This is a genomic window from Planococcus sp. ISL-110 (assembly GCF_018613575.1).
Taxonomy (GTDB): domain Bacteria; phylum Bacillota; class Bacilli; order Bacillales_A; family Planococcaceae; genus Planococcus.
On record NZ_JAGGPX010000011.1, the window covers coordinates 180,607 to 195,365 of the forward strand.

A 14,759-nucleotide genomic window follows, 5' to 3' on the forward strand; every position below is an offset into this window, starting at 1 on the left:
GCGGATTGAAAGCTGTAGGAATTATTGTTGAGTACAACCCTTTTCATAATGGCCACCTTCACCATGCACAGCAGGCACGGGCAGAATCAGGTGCGGACCTCGTCATTGCAGTCATGAGTGGACAGTTTCTGCAGCGCGGTGAACCGGCGTTTGCCGATAAATGGGTCCGGACACAAATGGCGCTCGATGCCGGCATCGATTTGGTGATTGAGCTTCCTTATGCTTATGCGACGGCACAGGCCTCCGATTTTGCCAAAGGTGGGATTGCCTTGCTTGATGCGATTGGCTGCTCTTCTTTTTGCTTCGGCAGTGAACAGGGCAAGATTGCTCCTTTCCTGAATTCCCGACACCTGCTGTCCCAGCATTGGGTGGAATACCAGCACCTTATCCATGAGGCTGTACAAACCGGCATCAGCTACCCGAAAGCCCTGAACAATGCTTATCTATCGCTGACCGGCACTCGACCAGGTTTTGCCGATCTGACGCAGCCGAATAATATTTTAGGGTTCCATTATTTGGAAGCTGCCCAAAATATGGGCTCTGCTATGAAGCCGCTGACCATTCAACGAATCGGTGCCAATTACCATGACCCTATTCAAGCAGGGATGCCGATTGCGAGCGCTACCGGAATCCGCGAAGCTTTCTTTAAAGGCGATTCGGTCGAGCAATTGTCGGTTTATATGCCGGAAACTTCAATCGTATCATTAAAAAAAGTGGAAAAAGAGTATGGAAAATTCGGCAGCTGGGAAGCATTTTATCCTTTGCTGCGCTTTACTGTGTTGCGTGAAGGCCCGGACCGCCTCAAACATTATGCTGAAGTAACCGAAGGCATTGAGAACCTGATCTACCAGTCTGCGAAAACTGCGGACAGCTTTGAATCTTTTATTACACTTGTCAAGTCAAAACGCTTTACGCGAACCCGGATCCAGCGGATGCTGACGCATATTTATACAGGCTTTACGTGGCAACTGCTGCGCTCATTTGATCGTCCTGAGTATATCAGGCTTCTTGGCATGTCTCGCACTGGGAGACTGTATTTAAACCATAAAAAAAAGAATATCGCGCTTCCCCTGGTGAGCCGCGCAGCTGATCTGAACGGTCTGATGGGAAAACTTGATATTCATGCCACTGCCATGTATCTGCAGGGACTGGGTTCAATTGATATGAAAAAAGAATTTACGACACCACCGATTTACCGGGGCTGAAGCTCTTCCAAAAACGCCAGGGCGTCTTCAACGGTATCCACCGGAACGATTTCCATCGCTGTTCCGATCTTTTCCGCAGTTTCAACAGCAATTGTGTAATTGCTGTCTCCACCGCCCTCCACCGGTTCATTCGGAGCAAAGAAAATGTCGATGTCTGCAGAGTCGGCCGCCATGATTTTTTGGTCGATGCCACCGATCCTTCCGACAGAGCCATCGCTTTCCATGGTTCCGGTGCCGGCGATGTCATAGCCTTTCGTAATGTCCTCATCCACCAGTTGGTTGAGGATTTCTAGTGTGAACATCAGTCCAGCTGAAGGGCCGCCAATTGTATCGGAATCGATTTCCACCTCAGGCGTCGTTTCAATGCTTTTGTCTTCAACAAAGGAAATTCCAAGGCCGACCCGCTCCGGATCAGTCGGCAATGGAGCTAATTCAACCTCGGTGCTGATTTCACGATCTTTCCGCTCATAAAGCACCTCAACTGTTTCTCCATCTTCTTTATCGCTTAAATAATCGATAAGCTCCTGCATTTCAGCAAAGTTATTGCCATCGACCTTAAGTACGCGGTCGCCTGGCGCCAAAACGCCATCCACCGCTCCTCCCATTAGGACATTTAGGACAAAAACGCCATCATTGCTGATTTCGTATGGCAGCTCTGCTTGTTCGAATGCAATCTGCAGGGCATTCACCTGTGAGTCGGACATCAGCTTCAACTGGCGTACATTGTATTCTTCATCGTTTTCGTGAGGGCTTCGGACCTGTTCTGGCGGCAAGATTTTATAGCCATCCTGAAATTGCGACCAGAAGTAGAGAGCAGGGGTGGCGGTCAGCATCGAAATTGTCATCAGGCTGAGGCTTCCCGCGTCATCTTTATCGCCGCCGACTACTTCAACCAATGGCGACAGCTCATAAGCGCCCCCCGGCCTTGTAATATAGGCGTCTAATTGATAAGAGGACAGAAAGACTACAAGAGCCATCATGATGACAAAAATAAATAATCGTTTGTGTTTCATGCAGTTCTTCCTTTCGTCGGATGAGATCTTGGCTTTCCCGGATTCACGTGAGCAAAAAGCCACGAAATTCGGGACTTATTGAAATTTTACGTGAAGAGCTTTTTCAACCACTTCCGGAACGAGGCCGGTAATATTCCCTTTGTATTTTGCCACTTCTTTGACAATGCTTGAGCTGAGGAATGAATACTGATTATTCGAGACCATAAACAAAGTCTCAATGTCTTCATTTAGAAATCGGTTCATGGATGTTATCTGCATCTCGTATTCAAAATCACTGACCGCGCGTAATCCGCGGATAATAGCATTTGCCTCGACTTCCACTGAATAATCGATCAGCAATCCGGAAAATGAATCCACTTTGACGTTTGGAATCGACTGCGTCACTTCCGCTATCAACTCCATGCGTTCATTTACATCGAATAATGGATTTTTCGAAGAGTTATTCATGACGACCACTTTCACTTCATCAAAAATCTTCGAGGCTCTTTTAATGATATCCAGATGCCCCATAGTGATTGGGTCAAAACTTCCTGGAACTACAGCAATTTTATTCAATACGTTCTCCTTCTTCCCCCTGATAACGGTAAATTGAAATGATGGTGCTTCCATATAGTTCTTTTTTGTAGCGCTCAAAATATCTGGTCCGATCCGGAAGTTCCACCTCCCGATCATGTTCGCAGACAATAATGGCATCTTTTGTGACAATTTCCAATTCTCCCGCTTTGTCCATGAGGTCGTAGGATTTTTTCATATGATAAGGCGGATCCAGGAACAGCAGTCTCGCTTGTATTCCATTTTTCTTAATCGCCTTGACTGCACGCTCTGCATCTGCCCGGTAAACCTCTGCCCGGTCGGATAGGCGTGTTTTTTCCAGATTGGCTTGAATCGTTTCTACAGCCCGCTTGTCTTTATCGGTGAAAATGACCTGGTCGATTCCGCGGCTAAGGGCTTCAATGCCCAAACCCCCGCTTCCTGCAAATAAATCCAGAGCCACCCCTCCGTCAAAAAACGGGCCGATCATATTGAAAATGGATTCCTTGACTTTGTCTGTCGTCGGTCTGGTCGAGTTGCCCGGCACCGCCTTCAATGGAATCCCTTTAACTGAGCCTGCTACAACACGCATACTATCGCCTCTAACTTAAATGATTTTCTTGATGCATTTTAATTGCATAATGGTAAAATGAAGACTGGAAAGGACGTGAAATGATGATTCAACGTTTTATTGAACTCGGAGAAGGGTACGGAGATATTTATGAGCTCCGCGAACTCATCACAAGCAATCAACAACGCTTTATGCATGGATTTGTCTTTGTTTCCAAGAATCCACAAGGGCAGGATGTCTTATCGGTTGCGGCTGCATTCAAACCGGCTTCAGAAGGCAACTTCATGCCGATCTATATTTGCCGCGAAGGAATTCCAGTCGATTCCAAACGTTTAGACGTTTTTGAACAGGCCGTTGCAAATCTCGGGCATACCCCGATTAAAATGGACGTTAAGCATTCATCCGTATATGCAAATAAAAATTTTCATCATAACCATTTGATTTCGGTTTTGCGGTTAAACCATTATATTCCGCCGATGCAATAATTACAGGCCGATTTTATAATCATATTCCTTTGCTTTATCAGGCTTGGCGTTTTCATACTCTGTTTTCAGAAATGGACGGTAGGATTCGAGCACCTGTTTTACATATGGCAATTTATTTAATTTTGTTTTGGTCGCTTCGATGGTATCCTGATCCATATAAAGGACTACATATTTCAATTTACGGGAAATGTAGTGAACATGCCCGAACTTCCGCAGCGATTTAGCTTGTTTCAAATGATGCACATAGACAATGAGGCCTTGGCGATCATGCATAAGTATCCCTCTTTTCTTAGCTTCTAGAATACCATAGGAAAGAAAAAAGCCGCAACCGAATAAAGAGAAACATCATCCAGTGGGAGGGTTCATCCGCCGCTGATTGTTAATTGATTTAATTGGACTTTAACTGTCAGTGGATCTCCCCACTTGCAGAAGTGAGGATTTTACTGACCGGTAAAGCAGGATAAACTGACAGTGCAGTACTCAATTCGCTATACTGTTTTTATTACAGAATTCCAGGGAGGTAATACAAAGTATGGGAAAAAAGACAAAAATCAGCTTAGCGGCCGTTGCTGTTGGGGCAGCCGCTTGGGCAGGCTCTAAAGCTTTGGCGAATCCAGTGCAGCGCCCTGCCAAAGAAGTATTGAATTATGAACGCCCAATCGTCCTTGCACACCGCGGCGGCGCCAAATTGGCACCGGAAAATACCTTAGCAGCGTTTAACCGCTCAGCTGACCTGGGAGTCCACGGTTTTGAAATTGACATTCGGATGACTAAAGATGAAGAAATCCTTGTTTTTCACGACGAATTCGTCGATCGCACGACAGATGGTGCAGGCAGAGTGGCGGATATGTCCCTTGCCCAGTTAAAAGCATTTGACCTTGGCTATCATTTCATCGATTTAGACGGACAGCATTCATACCGCGGCAAAAATGAACGTGTCGTGCTGCTCCGTGAACTGATTGAAAAATTCCCGCAGATGTATATCAATATCGATATTAAGGATGACCCTGAAACATACGAAGGCAGCTTAGTGCCTTCAAAGCTATGGCGTCTGATCGATTCACTCGGGGTAAAGGACCGGGTGGCCGTGACTTCTTTCTACGATGAACAAATCGACCGTTTCAATTTGTATGCACAAAACCGTGTCGCTATCGGTGCAGGTGAAAACGAGGTCAGAAAAGCCTATGCGTCCTACAACAGCCAATTTGGCCATTTGTATCAGCCGCGTGCGGATGTTTTCCAGATCCCCGTCAAATCATCCGTGTTCCGGTTGGATTCTCCCCGCTTTATTGCATTCCTGGAGAATTTAAATATACCGGTACATTATTGGATCATCGATGAACCAGAGGCTATGCACATATTAATAGGTGCAGGAGCAAAAGGCATCATCACCGACCGCCCTGACCTTGCCGTGTCATTCATTTCAGAACTGGAAGAATAACCTATATAAAAAAAGTGCAACGCAAGCGTTGCACTTTTTTTATGGAACTATTTGTTGTTATACAGTTATGCTGAACAAGAACAGCCACCGCCTGTACCGCAGCTTGTCCCACAGGAAGATTCCGATGAGAAAAACGGATTGGAGGATGGGATTTTCACTGCCTCTGAAACAGATCTTCCAATGATGAAGCTTACCTGATCCATCAGATCCTGCAGCTCGTTTTCAGCCAACCGCAGATCCCCAACTTTTTCATTGAGATCCAATCGCCGTTTGTCTACACGGATCTGCTTCATCACCCGCGAGTATTCCGGATGATATTTGCCAAAACGTTGTACTTCTTCATATTGTTCTTTTAATCTGGCGAAGGCATGGATTTCATCCGCAAGATTTTTATCGTCATAGACAGAGTTATAAGCTTCCCGGTAAAGGTCAGCTTGCTCTGATTGTAGGATCATTTGGCTTAGTTCGTCTGCAAAATCCGTTATTTCAGCCCATTCATAGGTCATAATCATAGCATGTTCCTCCTTTGAACTTTAATCATAGCAGATATTATTGTATTTCACTATAGACAGGAAAGGATTGTCAGCATGACTCCACTAACCGATCAATTTGCCCGTATTTTAGAAAACAGCAGTACTGAAGACATCAAAATTTTATCCGATTACCTGACTAATTTCGAGAAAAAACAGCAGGGTGAATTCACTACTTATTTGAGTGCCGGTCTGAACATGACACGTGTCACAGACGACCAATCGTCTGTTGTCACCATACCAAATACCGCTTTTATCCATAATAACGTGGGTATCCCGCATGGTGGAATTCTTGCCGTTCTCCTCGATACAGCAATGGGCACTCTAGCCAACCGGAAATGCCCGCCTGGATTCAGTGCTGTTACGACGAACTTGACAATCCATTACCTGGCTGTGGCGGATGAAGACAACATAAGCGCACAGGCTCACATCATCCGCAAGGGCAGGCACACATTGGTGCTTGAAGGAAACATCTTCCAACAAAACGGAAAGCATATAGCAACCGCTACTGGATCTTTTTTTATCATTCCCAAAAAATAAAACCTGCTATTGCTTTACAGCAGCAGGTTCTTTTTCGAGAAAAATCTGAGTATAATATTTTCCGAATACCCCGACTCCAGTTTGGTTGTGTTCACCGCTGAGCAGCGTATTGCGGTGGGCATCTGAGTTGATCCAGCCGTGCACGGTCTCGGCCGCGTCATAATAGCGGGTGGCTGTATTAACAGCTGCCTGTTCGAAAACGATATTGGCCTCTTGCAGCCGGCCATGCAAGTCTTTGATCTCCATCTCTTCAGAAGAGAAATTCTGCTTTGCCATGTCCTCACTATTTTTTTTCGCAACCATCGTTGCCAGCGGATTGACAGCCACAGGCTTTGTTTGATGATGCAGCCGGTAGACATTTACCAAATCGATTGTTTGTTCAGCATTTGCTTCGTCTATTGATTGTTGCAGTTTAGAGGATGGCGTCTGCACCGGCAATAATTCACCAGAATACATGAAATCGTATGGCTGGTGGCGAATTAAGGTTTCTGCGTCCATGAAACGGATAGCCTCTAAAGCCCGATCTTTTGAGTCAATATACAGCTGGGCGTAAACGCCATCAAATTTTACCAGGATGCGTTTGTCCATGTCCTCTGCAGTGACATTAAACGTATAAATATTCGTCCCGTATTTAACCGTCACTTCGTTCTCGAGTATGGTAAAGCGATATAATTCATCCAGATTCTGACCTACCTTGTAAGGAGTCGCATCCACTGCAGACCCGGCAGTATAGACCTGAACCACCTTACCGTCTTTTACCCCTGTCATGACGAAGTGGGAATAGCTGGCGTTATAGACCCACCACTCGTATCCATAGGCCGAGGGGTCCTTCCGGTCTGGTTCTCCATACTGTTCGACCCATTTATCGCTGGACTCGCCTACATAGCTTGAAATCCCCGTGGAAGGACGGGCGATATCCAAAGACTCATCTGTAATGTTTTCTCTTGGCAAAGGATCTACTGTCCGCGGTGCTTCCAGAACGTCATTCTCATTTATTGAAGGATCCAAATAAAATAAACCGATTAGAACTATCGATAGAAAAATCATTATTCTCAGCAAGTCTTTCAATCGAACAGCCCCTTTACTATTATATCTTCATTATTATAACAGCCGCCTCTACACTGACACAATCTAGCCATTGCAACATCCCAAAATATGATCTATTATTAAAGAAGCATTTAGTCTTTTTTGTTATAGAGGAGGAAAGATCCTATGTATTTTGAAAATACAGGACTTGAAAACATTCACGTAGATATCTCATTACTGGAAAGCATGATGAACAAACATGGCATGACTAAAGAAGGTCAGTGGGATTACGAGCGCGTCACTTATGACCGCAAATTCATCATTCGCGAAGGCACTTATTATTTGCGCGTATTCGCTTATGCTACTGACGGAGATGTTGATTCAAACGATGCGACTATGCGCATTTTGAAGCCAGTACTTGGCAAGCATTACTATCCGCATGGTATTGAATACGGTGAAGATGAAGAATTTCCGGAACATTTGATCAAAACTTGTATCGGAATACTGGACTCCATCAAAAAGGATGTTCAGGCTTTCGAGATCAACGTATAAAAATCCCGCAGTTCAGCAATTGAACTGCGGTTTTTTTAAACGCTATTGAATATTTCAACTTCATAAGGAGGATTTAACTAGTGAAGTGGTTGACGAAAAAAACTGTAACAATCGCGGTTGTCCTAGCGGCTCTGATTTTAATTTCAATTTACATACTGCCAGTGTCCATTCCGTTGATCATCGCTTTGATCACTGCTATTTTTTTGGAACCACTTGTGAATTTTATACATAAAAGGTTTAAATGGCATAGAAAATCTTCGGTCATATCGGTTTTCATCCTTTTTCTGGTAGTTGTTTCCAGTCTTCTCTACTGGATCATTACACAGTTAGTTGGCCAGATTATCCAATTTTCAAAAATGGTACCCGAATACACTAACTCCTTATCCATAATGTGGGATGAATTTCAACGGTTCTTTTTCCGTTCGACAGAAGACATGCCAGTCGAAGTGGTTTCTTCATTTGAAACCGAACTGGCAGGCTTTATGGAAGGAATACGCAATTGGGTGTTGACGATCGTCAATTACGATACTGTATCCAACCTGTTGACTGGCATTCCTTCTTTTCTCGTCAGTTTTATCGTGTTTCTCATCGCCTTATTCTTATTCATGCTGGATTTGCCCGATTTGAAAATCATGCTATTCAAACGTTTAAAAGATTCCACAGCGGAAAAAGTCCGTTTCATGTTTGCACGATTGAACAAAGTAATTTTCGGTTTCTTAAAAGCACAATTACTTGTGAGCTGCATCATTTTTGTCGTTTCACTGGTTTCTCTGGCATTTATTACGCCTGAGTATGCCATCGTCATGTCACTGCTTATATGGCTGATTGATTTTATTCCTATTTTGGGATCGATTATCGTTTTAACGCCCTGGTTCATTTACCAATTTATTACTGGAGATATTGTTCAAGGAACACAATTGGCTATCTTGGCATTGGTGTTGCTGATCATCCGACGGACAGTGGAACCGAAAGTCATGGGCACGCAAATCGGACTTTCTCCATTAGCGACTTTAATTGCGATGTTCATCGGACTGCAGCTTATCGGTTTCCTTGGCTTCTTTGTTGGACCGCTAATTGTCATCCTCTTTACATCAGCACGTGAAGCCGGCATGATAAAAGTTGATTTTAAAGTATAAAAACATACTAAGATTAGTAGGACAAACCAATGCCTTGGTTCGTCCTACTAATCGTAAAAAAAAGGAACCCAGCGAGGGTTCCTTTTTTTATCCGCCTAAAATGGCTTTGAATACTGAAGTTGTGTGGCCGCCTTCATAAAATACATAAAGCAGCAAATAAACCATTACACCTGTTATCGCCGTTGAAAACCAGACAACACTGGTAATCGGTCCGATTTTACGGTGTTTTGCCAGCTGATTTTTCCATCCCCAATACATGGTGATCAAGCCCATAACGCCGCCTGTTGTTGCTAACGTAATATGGAAAATTAAGAACACCGTATAAAAGATTTTTAATTCATCGGGCCCGCCAAAAGCGGTATTTCCGACGAATATGGTACGGGACATGTAAATGATGAAGAAAGTCAGTGCCGCAGCACCCGCTCCCACCATCACTTTCTTATGCGCTTCAATTTTGCGGCGAAGGATCAAGTTCCAGCCAATCGCTACCAAAATTGCGCTTAATACGATAAAAAATGTACTGATAGTCGGCAATAGCGGCAAATTCATTTAAGTTATTCTCCTTTATGCTTCATTAAGCATTATGTCTGTGATAAGCCATATCTTCGCGATCCTTTAAAACTTTTGCTGTAATCTCATCTGCCTGTTCTGTTTCATTACGCAGCCATTCGTAGAATACAAGCCATAGGAATACAGTAAATACGAGTTCCTGAAGTACTTTCATTGTGATTCCACCCGTACGCTGATCTTCAATCGCTGACATCGTAGAGAATAGCTCAGGACCCGATAAATTCAATTGCGACAGTGTCCCGGCAGGCACACACAACGCCATTGCCTGGAGCCAAGCCTCTCCATCAGTATAAGTCGCATAAAAAGGAGTGCCACTGAAGATGATCAATGCGCATGCGGGTGTCATTAAGACGCTCAATCCAAATAAATACGCCAGTTTACTCAACCCGTGAAACTTATGCATGCCTTCCAGGTTATTGACAACCGGCCACCAGTAAAATATGGCAGAGGTGAACAAAACAACATTCACAGCTCCATGAATCCATACATCCTGTTTAACGAAATCAAAAACCATCGGAATGTGATAGAACGAAAAGACCATTCCGAACAAGATCAATGCCAACATCGGTTTAGTCAAAAAGTTAAACAGAGGTTTGATTACTGGCAGACTAATAAACGCTCTCCAGATATAAGTAGGTATCCCCATGATTAACAAAGGCGGAATCAGCAGCAGCAATAAGGCCATCTGAACCATATGCATTGTAAACAGGATATGACCATATAAATCCATGGGTGAGCCTTTGATAATATAAAGCAGGACGATGCCTGATACAAAAAGTGCAGCTTCTCTCATGCTAAGCGGCTGATTTCCTTTAAACTTTCCACGCCATTTGGTAGTGGCCAAAAAATATAGAATCGTCACAAAAACGAGGACTGCTAAGTAAACGGGACTCCACAAAGCTTGAAACCCGAAAATACTGATTGGCATGTAATGGGACCTCCTTTTTTCTTAAGTATCCTCATTATATAGTGGCATGCAAACTATATCAATGAACGAACTATGAACAATACAAAATGCGTCAATGTACGATTTGACTCCTCTACTTGCTCTCGATTACAAGCATAGCCAAAATTCTCTTCACACTGCGCTCTAAGACTTTTTGGTCTTCAGCTTACAAAAACCCCGTTGACCACAGAAAACCCCCTTACCTCGAAAGGCAAGGGGGTTTAAAATGAGCTTACCACCAAACAATTGTTACTAAAGCAAGAACTGTGATGAAGGCTACGAATATTCCACAGAACAGAAAGAACGCGACCATGCCGTGTCCTTTACCGCTCAAGTGCATGAAATAGTAAAGTTGAAGAATAACTTGAATGCCCGCCATTAAAAGAATAATCGGGACAATCAGATAAGTTGAGAACCCAGCAGCAACCATTGTAAAAGCAATTAATGTTAAGAAGATCATTATTGCGAAAGTCGCTAAGTGGCCTTTCATTTCATCTGCTCTTTTTTTCTTCGCGTATTCGAATTCTGACTGCGTTCTAACATGAATATGTGTATCGTGTGCCATTATCCGATCACTCCCATCAAATAGACGACAGTAAAGATGAATACCCATACGACGTCAATAAAATGCCAGTATAACGAAGCAAGATAGAATTTAGGTGCATTGTACATATTCAACCCACGTTTAGCATTGCGAAGCATTAAGGCGATAAACCAGCTAAGACCGAATAGAACGTGGGCACCATGTGTTCCGACCAAAACATAAAATGCAGAACTGAAAGCACTATTCGTAAATCCAAATCCTAAATGGAGATAATGGTTAAACTCATAGATCTCCAATCCAAGGAACGTTGCGCCAAGAAGGACTGTAATACCCAACCAGGCCTGCATCGCTTTGAAATTATGGTTTTTCATATGGTACATAGCATAGACACTCGTCAATGAAGATGTCAAAAGAATCATTGTCATCGCAAAGACCAGCGGCAGTTCAAAAAGTCCAGCGGCAGAAAATTCCATGCCGCTTGGCCCTTTATCTTTTAATGCAAGGTAAGTTGCGAAAAGTGTAGCAAACGTTACTGTCTCCGCAGCAAGAAGCAACCAGAAACCAATAAACTTATTTTTACCTTCCATCGTAGCCGTTTCAGGATGATCCGGCCAAGATTGAGGAGTGTACTTTTGATTAATGTCCATCGGTTTTGCCTCCCTTCGCGTCTTCCAGTAATTCTTCTTTTGTAATATAGAAGCCTAGATCATCTTTCAACGAACGGACGAGCATTGAACCAAATGTGATCAACAGGCCGATGATCAAGACTGCCAATGCCCAAGGCTTGTCACCATCTAGGAAGTACAAAGCTCCGAATGAAGCGATGAACATTCCAAGTGAAATTACGAAAGGAATGATTGAATTGTTCGGCATATGGATATCGCCGAGAGGTTCAGCGAAAATCATTCCTTTTTTGTTGCCATCCATTTTTTCGATCCAGAATGTATCAAGACCACGAACTAATGGAGTTTGAGCAAAGTTATAGAATGGCGGTGGAGATGGGATTGCCCATTCTAATGTACGGCCATCGCCCCATGGGTCATTGCCGACGCGCTCGTTTTTAATCGTAGTCATCACAACATTGACTAGAAGAATGATAACGCCGATCGCCATGAATACAGCGCCCGCTGAACTGATTGCATTAAACAAATCCCAGCCCTGGTCTGCTCCGAACGTGTAAACACGGCGAGGCATACCCATCAAGCCTAAGAAATGCTGGATGAAGAATGTTAAGTGGAATCCGATGAAGAAGAACCAGAAAGTCCACTTCCCAAGTTTTTCACTAAGCATTGTTCCGAACATTTTTGGCCAGTATAAATGTGTACCTGCGAGGATCCCCAGTACAACACCACCGACAATAACATAGTGGAAGTGGGCTACGATAAAGTAAGAATCATGCAGCTGATAATCCAATGGCGCGATTGCTTGCATAACTCCTGTAACCCCACCCGCTACGAATGAAGGAATAAACGCTACAGCGTAAATCATTGGAACTGTGAAGGAAATGCTTCCTCCCCAAATTGTTAATAGCCAGTTAAAGATCTTGATTCCGGTTGGGACAGCGATGATCATTGTCGCCAAGGCGAAGACAGCATTAGCTGTTGGTCCTAAGCCGACCGTGAACATATGGTGAGCCCATACCATGAATCCGTAGAAACCGATCAGGATCGTAGCAAAAACAAGTGCCGTGTATCCGAAAAGGCGTTTACGGGAGAAGATTGCAAAGATTTCGGAGAAAATACCGAAAGCCGGCAAAATCAAGATGTAAACCTCAGGGTGGCCGAAGATCCAGAATAAATGCTCCCAGATAATCGTGTTACCGCCCATTTCAACTACAAAGAAACTTGAGTTGAACAAACGGTCGAAGATCATAAAGAAAAGACCGACTGTAAGCGGTGGGAATGCCAATAAGATCAATGCGGAAGCAACAAAAGTTGTCCAAGTGAACAATGGCATTCTCATATACGTCATACCCGGAGCACGCATATTGATAATCGTAACCAGGAAGTTAATCCCTGCGATCAACGTACCAAAACCGGATATCGTCAATCCCAGTGTATAGAAGTCAATTCCGTGTCCTTCTGATGCAAGCGCCAACGAAGCATAGTTCGTCCAACCTGCATCCGGTGCGCCTCCCATGAACCAAGAAAGGTTCAAGAAAATACCACCAAAGAAAAATAACCAGAAACCAAGTGAGTTCAAGAATGGGAAAGCTACATCACGCGCGCCGATTTGCAAAGGCATAATGGCGTTCATGAAAGCCAGTAATAGTGGCATTGACGCCAAGAAAATCATGGTAGTACCGTGCATTGTAATAATTTCGTTATATAGTCCAGCACTTAGGAAATCATTTCCTGCTTTAGCCAGCTGGATACGGATCAACATCGCTTCTATACCACCAACCAGGAAGAAGAAACCACCTGAGATGAGATAAAGGATCGCGATTTTCTTATGGTCGACCGTTGTCATGAAGTCCCAAATCGTAGCGCCGAAGCCCTTTTTTTGAGCAATAGAACTCACACTGTATACCTCCCTTTTTTAAGCTTTATTACTACTCTTCAACTGTTAAGCCCATTAAATAGGCTGCAAGAGCATCGAGTTCTTGTTCAGTTAATTCTTCTCCATTATTCAATGAAGCTGCCGCTGGCATCAAGTTGCCTGGCTTGTATTCCTGTGGATCTGCAATCCAGTTTTTAAGATTCTCTTCGTTGTGCTCTAAATATCCTGCAACCCGGTTGCGGTCGCCGAATGTAGCCATGTTAGGCCCTTGCATGATGTTGCCTTCGCCAACACCTGAAGTTGCGTGGCAAGCGATACAGCTCAAACCATCTGCTCCGAATAATTCTTCACCTTGTAGTGCAAGGTCGCCTTCGACAGCAGCAGGTTCTTCTGATTGCATTGCAGTTACCCATTGGTCAAATTCTTCGCGGTCCACAGATTTCACTTTGAAATCCATCAATGCGTGAGAAGGCCCACAAAGTTCAGCACATTTACCATAAAATACGCCATCTTCAAGTTCTGATGACTGCTGGTCGAATGTTAGATAGAAGGTATTGACGTTTTCAGGGTTGACGTCCAATTTACCGCCAATAGATGGAATCCAGAATGAGTGTTTGATGTCCGCAGAAATCAGGTTAAAGTAAACGCGTTCATCGGTCGGTACGACCAGTTCCTGTGAAGTTACAATTCCCTGTTCTGGGTATTCAAATTCCCACCAGTAAAGTTTTGCGGTTACATTGACTGTAAGATTAGATGAAGTGCCATCTTCTGCCTGGACGTCCATTGTGGAAACGTCAGCCAAATCGAATGTTGAGTAAACTGTTGGAACAGCAAGAATCAATAGGAGAACAATCGGAACAGCTGTCCATAAAAACTCTAATCTTGCACTTCCTTCAACTTGCTCAGGAATCATGTCTTCCCCCATTTTAGAACGGCGGAACTTAACGATTGCTAAAACGAAAATAATCGATACAACAATGATTACAAATAGCATAATGATGGATGATAAGATCAATAGATTAAATTGATCTTGTGCAACTTCGCCCGCTGGTATTAAGGTCGAAATTTCTTCGCGTCCACATCCCGCAAGAAAAACCAATAATGTGGCCATCAATGCGAAAAGCCGCCACTTTTTAATTCCTTTCATCATAGCTTTTCATACCCCTCTCA

At 43.8% G+C, this 14,759-nt stretch carries 18 protein-coding genes; 6 read left to right on the forward strand and 12 right to left on the reverse strand.

Annotated elements, in window-relative coordinates:
- Positions 1-5: 5 nt before the first annotated feature.
- Entirely contained in the window at positions 6-1,205 is a 1,200-nt protein-coding gene (locus J7I83_RS06740) for a nucleotidyltransferase (RefSeq protein WP_215099922.1), read from the forward strand.
- Here J7I83_RS06740 and J7I83_RS06745 read toward each other — a convergent pair.
- From J7I83_RS06745 to rsmD, 3 genes are all read right to left on the reverse strand, one after another.
- Positions 1,193-2,218, reverse strand: a complete 1,026-nt coding sequence (locus J7I83_RS06745) for a SepM family pheromone-processing serine protease (RefSeq protein ID WP_215099923.1) — start codon at positions 2,216-2,218, stop codon at positions 1,193-1,195. The two genes, J7I83_RS06740 and J7I83_RS06745, sit on opposite strands and share 13 nt — an antisense overlap.
- A gap of 75 nt (positions 2,219-2,293) precedes the next feature.
- On the reverse strand, positions 2,294-2,773 hold the full coding sequence (gene coaD, locus J7I83_RS06750) for a pantetheine-phosphate adenylyltransferase (protein ID WP_215099924.1): 480 nt from the start codon (positions 2,771-2,773) through the stop codon (positions 2,294-2,296).
- Complete coding sequence (rsmD, locus tag J7I83_RS06755; protein WP_215099925.1) at positions 2,766-3,341, reverse strand: 16S rRNA (guanine(966)-N(2))-methyltransferase RsmD; 576 nt, start codon at positions 3,339-3,341, stop codon at positions 2,766-2,768. Before rsmD ends, coaD begins: the two co-directional genes overlap by 8 nt.
- 83 nt (positions 3,342-3,424) lie before the next feature.
- Here rsmD and J7I83_RS06760 point away from each other — a divergent pair, with 83 nt between their 5' ends.
- Positions 3,425-3,805, forward strand: coding sequence for a DUF7147 family protein (locus J7I83_RS06760; protein ID WP_215099926.1), 381 nt, complete (start codon positions 3,425-3,427; stop codon positions 3,803-3,805).
- On the opposite strand, the gene J7I83_RS06765 is transcribed toward J7I83_RS06760, so the two are convergent.
- Complete coding sequence (locus J7I83_RS06765; protein ID WP_215099927.1) at positions 3,806-4,078, reverse strand: YlbG family protein; 273 nt, start codon at positions 4,076-4,078, stop codon at positions 3,806-3,808.
- A gap of 259 nt (positions 4,079-4,337) precedes the next feature.
- On the opposite strand from J7I83_RS06765, the gene J7I83_RS06770 reads away from it, so the two are divergent.
- Entirely contained in the window at positions 4,338-5,246 is a 909-nt protein-coding gene (locus J7I83_RS06770; RefSeq protein WP_215099928.1) for a glycerophosphodiester phosphodiesterase family protein, read from the forward strand.
- Positions 5,247-5,311: 65 nt separating this feature from the next.
- Here J7I83_RS06770 and J7I83_RS06775 read toward each other — a convergent pair whose 3' ends face one another.
- Positions 5,312-5,758: a YlbF/YmcA family competence regulator gene (locus J7I83_RS06775; RefSeq protein ID WP_215099929.1), complete on the reverse strand. Its 447-nt coding sequence runs from the start codon at positions 5,756-5,758 to the stop codon at positions 5,312-5,314.
- Positions 5,759-5,833: 75 nt separating this feature from the next.
- Here J7I83_RS06775 and J7I83_RS06780 point away from each other — a divergent pair, with 75 nt between their 5' ends.
- On the forward strand, positions 5,834-6,316 hold the full coding sequence (locus J7I83_RS06780) for a PaaI family thioesterase (RefSeq protein WP_215099930.1): 483 nt from the start codon (positions 5,834-5,836) through the stop codon (positions 6,314-6,316).
- Between the two features lie 6 nt (positions 6,317-6,322).
- On the opposite strand, the gene J7I83_RS06785 is transcribed toward J7I83_RS06780, so the two are convergent.
- A complete protein-coding gene (locus tag J7I83_RS06785) occupies positions 6,323-7,384 on the reverse strand; it encodes a CAP domain-containing protein (protein ID WP_215099931.1) in 1,062 nt (353 codons plus the stop codon).
- A 144-nt stretch (positions 7,385-7,528) separates the two neighbouring features.
- Here J7I83_RS06785 and J7I83_RS06790 point away from each other — a divergent pair, with 144 nt between their 5' ends.
- The gene (locus J7I83_RS06790; RefSeq protein WP_215099932.1) at positions 7,529-7,894 is read left to right on the forward strand and encodes a YugN family protein; all 366 of its coding nucleotides are present in this window, start codon (positions 7,529-7,531) and stop codon (positions 7,892-7,894) included.
- An 80-nt stretch (positions 7,895-7,974) separates the two neighbouring features.
- Positions 7,975-9,030 carry a sporulation integral membrane protein YtvI gene (gene ytvI, locus J7I83_RS06795; protein WP_215099933.1) on the forward strand — a complete coding sequence of 352 codons (1,056 nt, stop codon included), beginning with the start codon at positions 7,975-7,977 and terminating at the stop codon, positions 9,028-9,030.
- 87 nt (positions 9,031-9,117) lie between these two features.
- Here the strand turns inward: ytvI and J7I83_RS06800 are convergent, their stop codons facing one another.
- The 6 genes from J7I83_RS06800 to coxB all read right to left on the reverse strand — a co-directional run bounded on the left by J7I83_RS06800 (position 9,118) and on the right by coxB (position 14,739).
- On the reverse strand, positions 9,118-9,579 hold the full coding sequence (locus J7I83_RS06800) for a DUF420 domain-containing protein (RefSeq protein WP_215099934.1): 462 nt from the start codon (positions 9,577-9,579) through the stop codon (positions 9,118-9,120).
- 25 nt (positions 9,580-9,604) lie between these two features.
- Positions 9,605-10,528 (reverse strand): cytochrome c oxidase assembly factor CtaG, encoded by a 924-nt coding sequence (ctaG, locus tag J7I83_RS06805; RefSeq protein WP_215099935.1) that lies wholly within the window; start codon positions 10,526-10,528, stop codon positions 9,605-9,607.
- Between the two features lie 250 nt (positions 10,529-10,778).
- Positions 10,779-11,111, reverse strand: coding sequence for a cytochrome c oxidase subunit IVB (gene ctaF, locus J7I83_RS06810; protein ID WP_215099936.1), 333 nt, complete (start codon positions 11,109-11,111; stop codon positions 10,779-10,781).
- On the reverse strand, positions 11,111-11,737 hold the full coding sequence (locus tag J7I83_RS06815; protein ID WP_215099937.1) for a cytochrome (ubi)quinol oxidase subunit III: 627 nt from the start codon (positions 11,735-11,737) through the stop codon (positions 11,111-11,113). Before J7I83_RS06815 ends, ctaF begins: the two co-directional genes overlap by 1 nt.
- Positions 11,727-13,610 (reverse strand): cytochrome c oxidase subunit I, encoded by a 1,884-nt coding sequence (locus J7I83_RS06820; RefSeq protein ID WP_215099938.1) that lies wholly within the window; start codon positions 13,608-13,610, stop codon positions 11,727-11,729. The genes J7I83_RS06815 and J7I83_RS06820 overlap by 11 nt, the downstream gene beginning before the upstream one ends.
- A 31-nt stretch (positions 13,611-13,641) precedes the next feature.
- A complete protein-coding gene (coxB, locus tag J7I83_RS06825; RefSeq protein WP_215099939.1) occupies positions 13,642-14,739 on the reverse strand; it encodes a cytochrome c oxidase subunit II in 1,098 nt (365 codons plus the stop codon).
- Positions 14,740-14,759 lie beyond the last annotated feature (20 nt).

What these genes read in the sequence shown, in the direction of transcription:
- J7I83_RS06745 (WP_215099923.1), bottom strand. Translation starts at nt 2,218, where the DNA reads ATGAAACACAAACGATTATTTATTTTTGTCATCATGATGGCTCTTGTA.
- rsmD (WP_215099925.1), bottom strand. Translation starts at nt 3,341, where the DNA reads ATGCGTGTTGTAGCAGGCTCAGTTAAAGGGATTCCATTGAAGGCGGTG.
- J7I83_RS06760 (WP_215099926.1), top strand. Translation starts at nt 3,425, where the DNA reads ATGATTCAACGTTTTATTGAACTCGGAGAAGGGTACGGAGATATTTAT.
- J7I83_RS06765 (WP_215099927.1), bottom strand. Translation starts at nt 4,078, where the DNA reads ATGCATGATCGCCAAGGCCTCATTGTCTATGTGCATCATTTGAAACAA.
- J7I83_RS06770 (WP_215099928.1), top strand. Translation starts at nt 4,338, where the DNA reads ATGGGAAAAAAGACAAAAATCAGCTTAGCGGCCGTTGCTGTTGGGGCA.
- J7I83_RS06775 (WP_215099929.1), bottom strand. Translation starts at nt 5,758, where the DNA reads ATGATTATGACCTATGAATGGGCTGAAATAACGGATTTTGCAGACGAA.
- J7I83_RS06780 (WP_215099930.1), top strand. Translation starts at nt 5,834, where the DNA reads ATGACTCCACTAACCGATCAATTTGCCCGTATTTTAGAAAACAGCAGT.
- J7I83_RS06790 (WP_215099932.1), top strand. Translation starts at nt 7,529, where the DNA reads ATGTATTTTGAAAATACAGGACTTGAAAACATTCACGTAGATATCTCA.
- J7I83_RS06800 (WP_215099934.1), bottom strand. Translation starts at nt 9,579, where the DNA reads ATGAATTTGCCGCTATTGCCGACTATCAGTACATTTTTTATCGTATTA.
- ctaG (WP_215099935.1), bottom strand. Translation starts at nt 10,528, where the DNA reads ATGCCAATCAGTATTTTCGGGTTTCAAGCTTTGTGGAGTCCCGTTTAC.
- ctaF (WP_215099936.1), bottom strand. Translation starts at nt 11,111, where the DNA reads ATGGCACACGATACACATATTCATGTTAGAACGCAGTCAGAATTCGAA.
- J7I83_RS06815 (WP_215099937.1), bottom strand. Translation starts at nt 11,737, where the DNA reads ATGGACATTAATCAAAAGTACACTCCTCAATCTTGGCCGGATCATCCT.
- coxB (WP_215099939.1), bottom strand. Translation starts at nt 14,739, where the DNA reads ATGATGAAAGGAATTAAAAAGTGGCGGCTTTTCGCATTGATGGCCACA.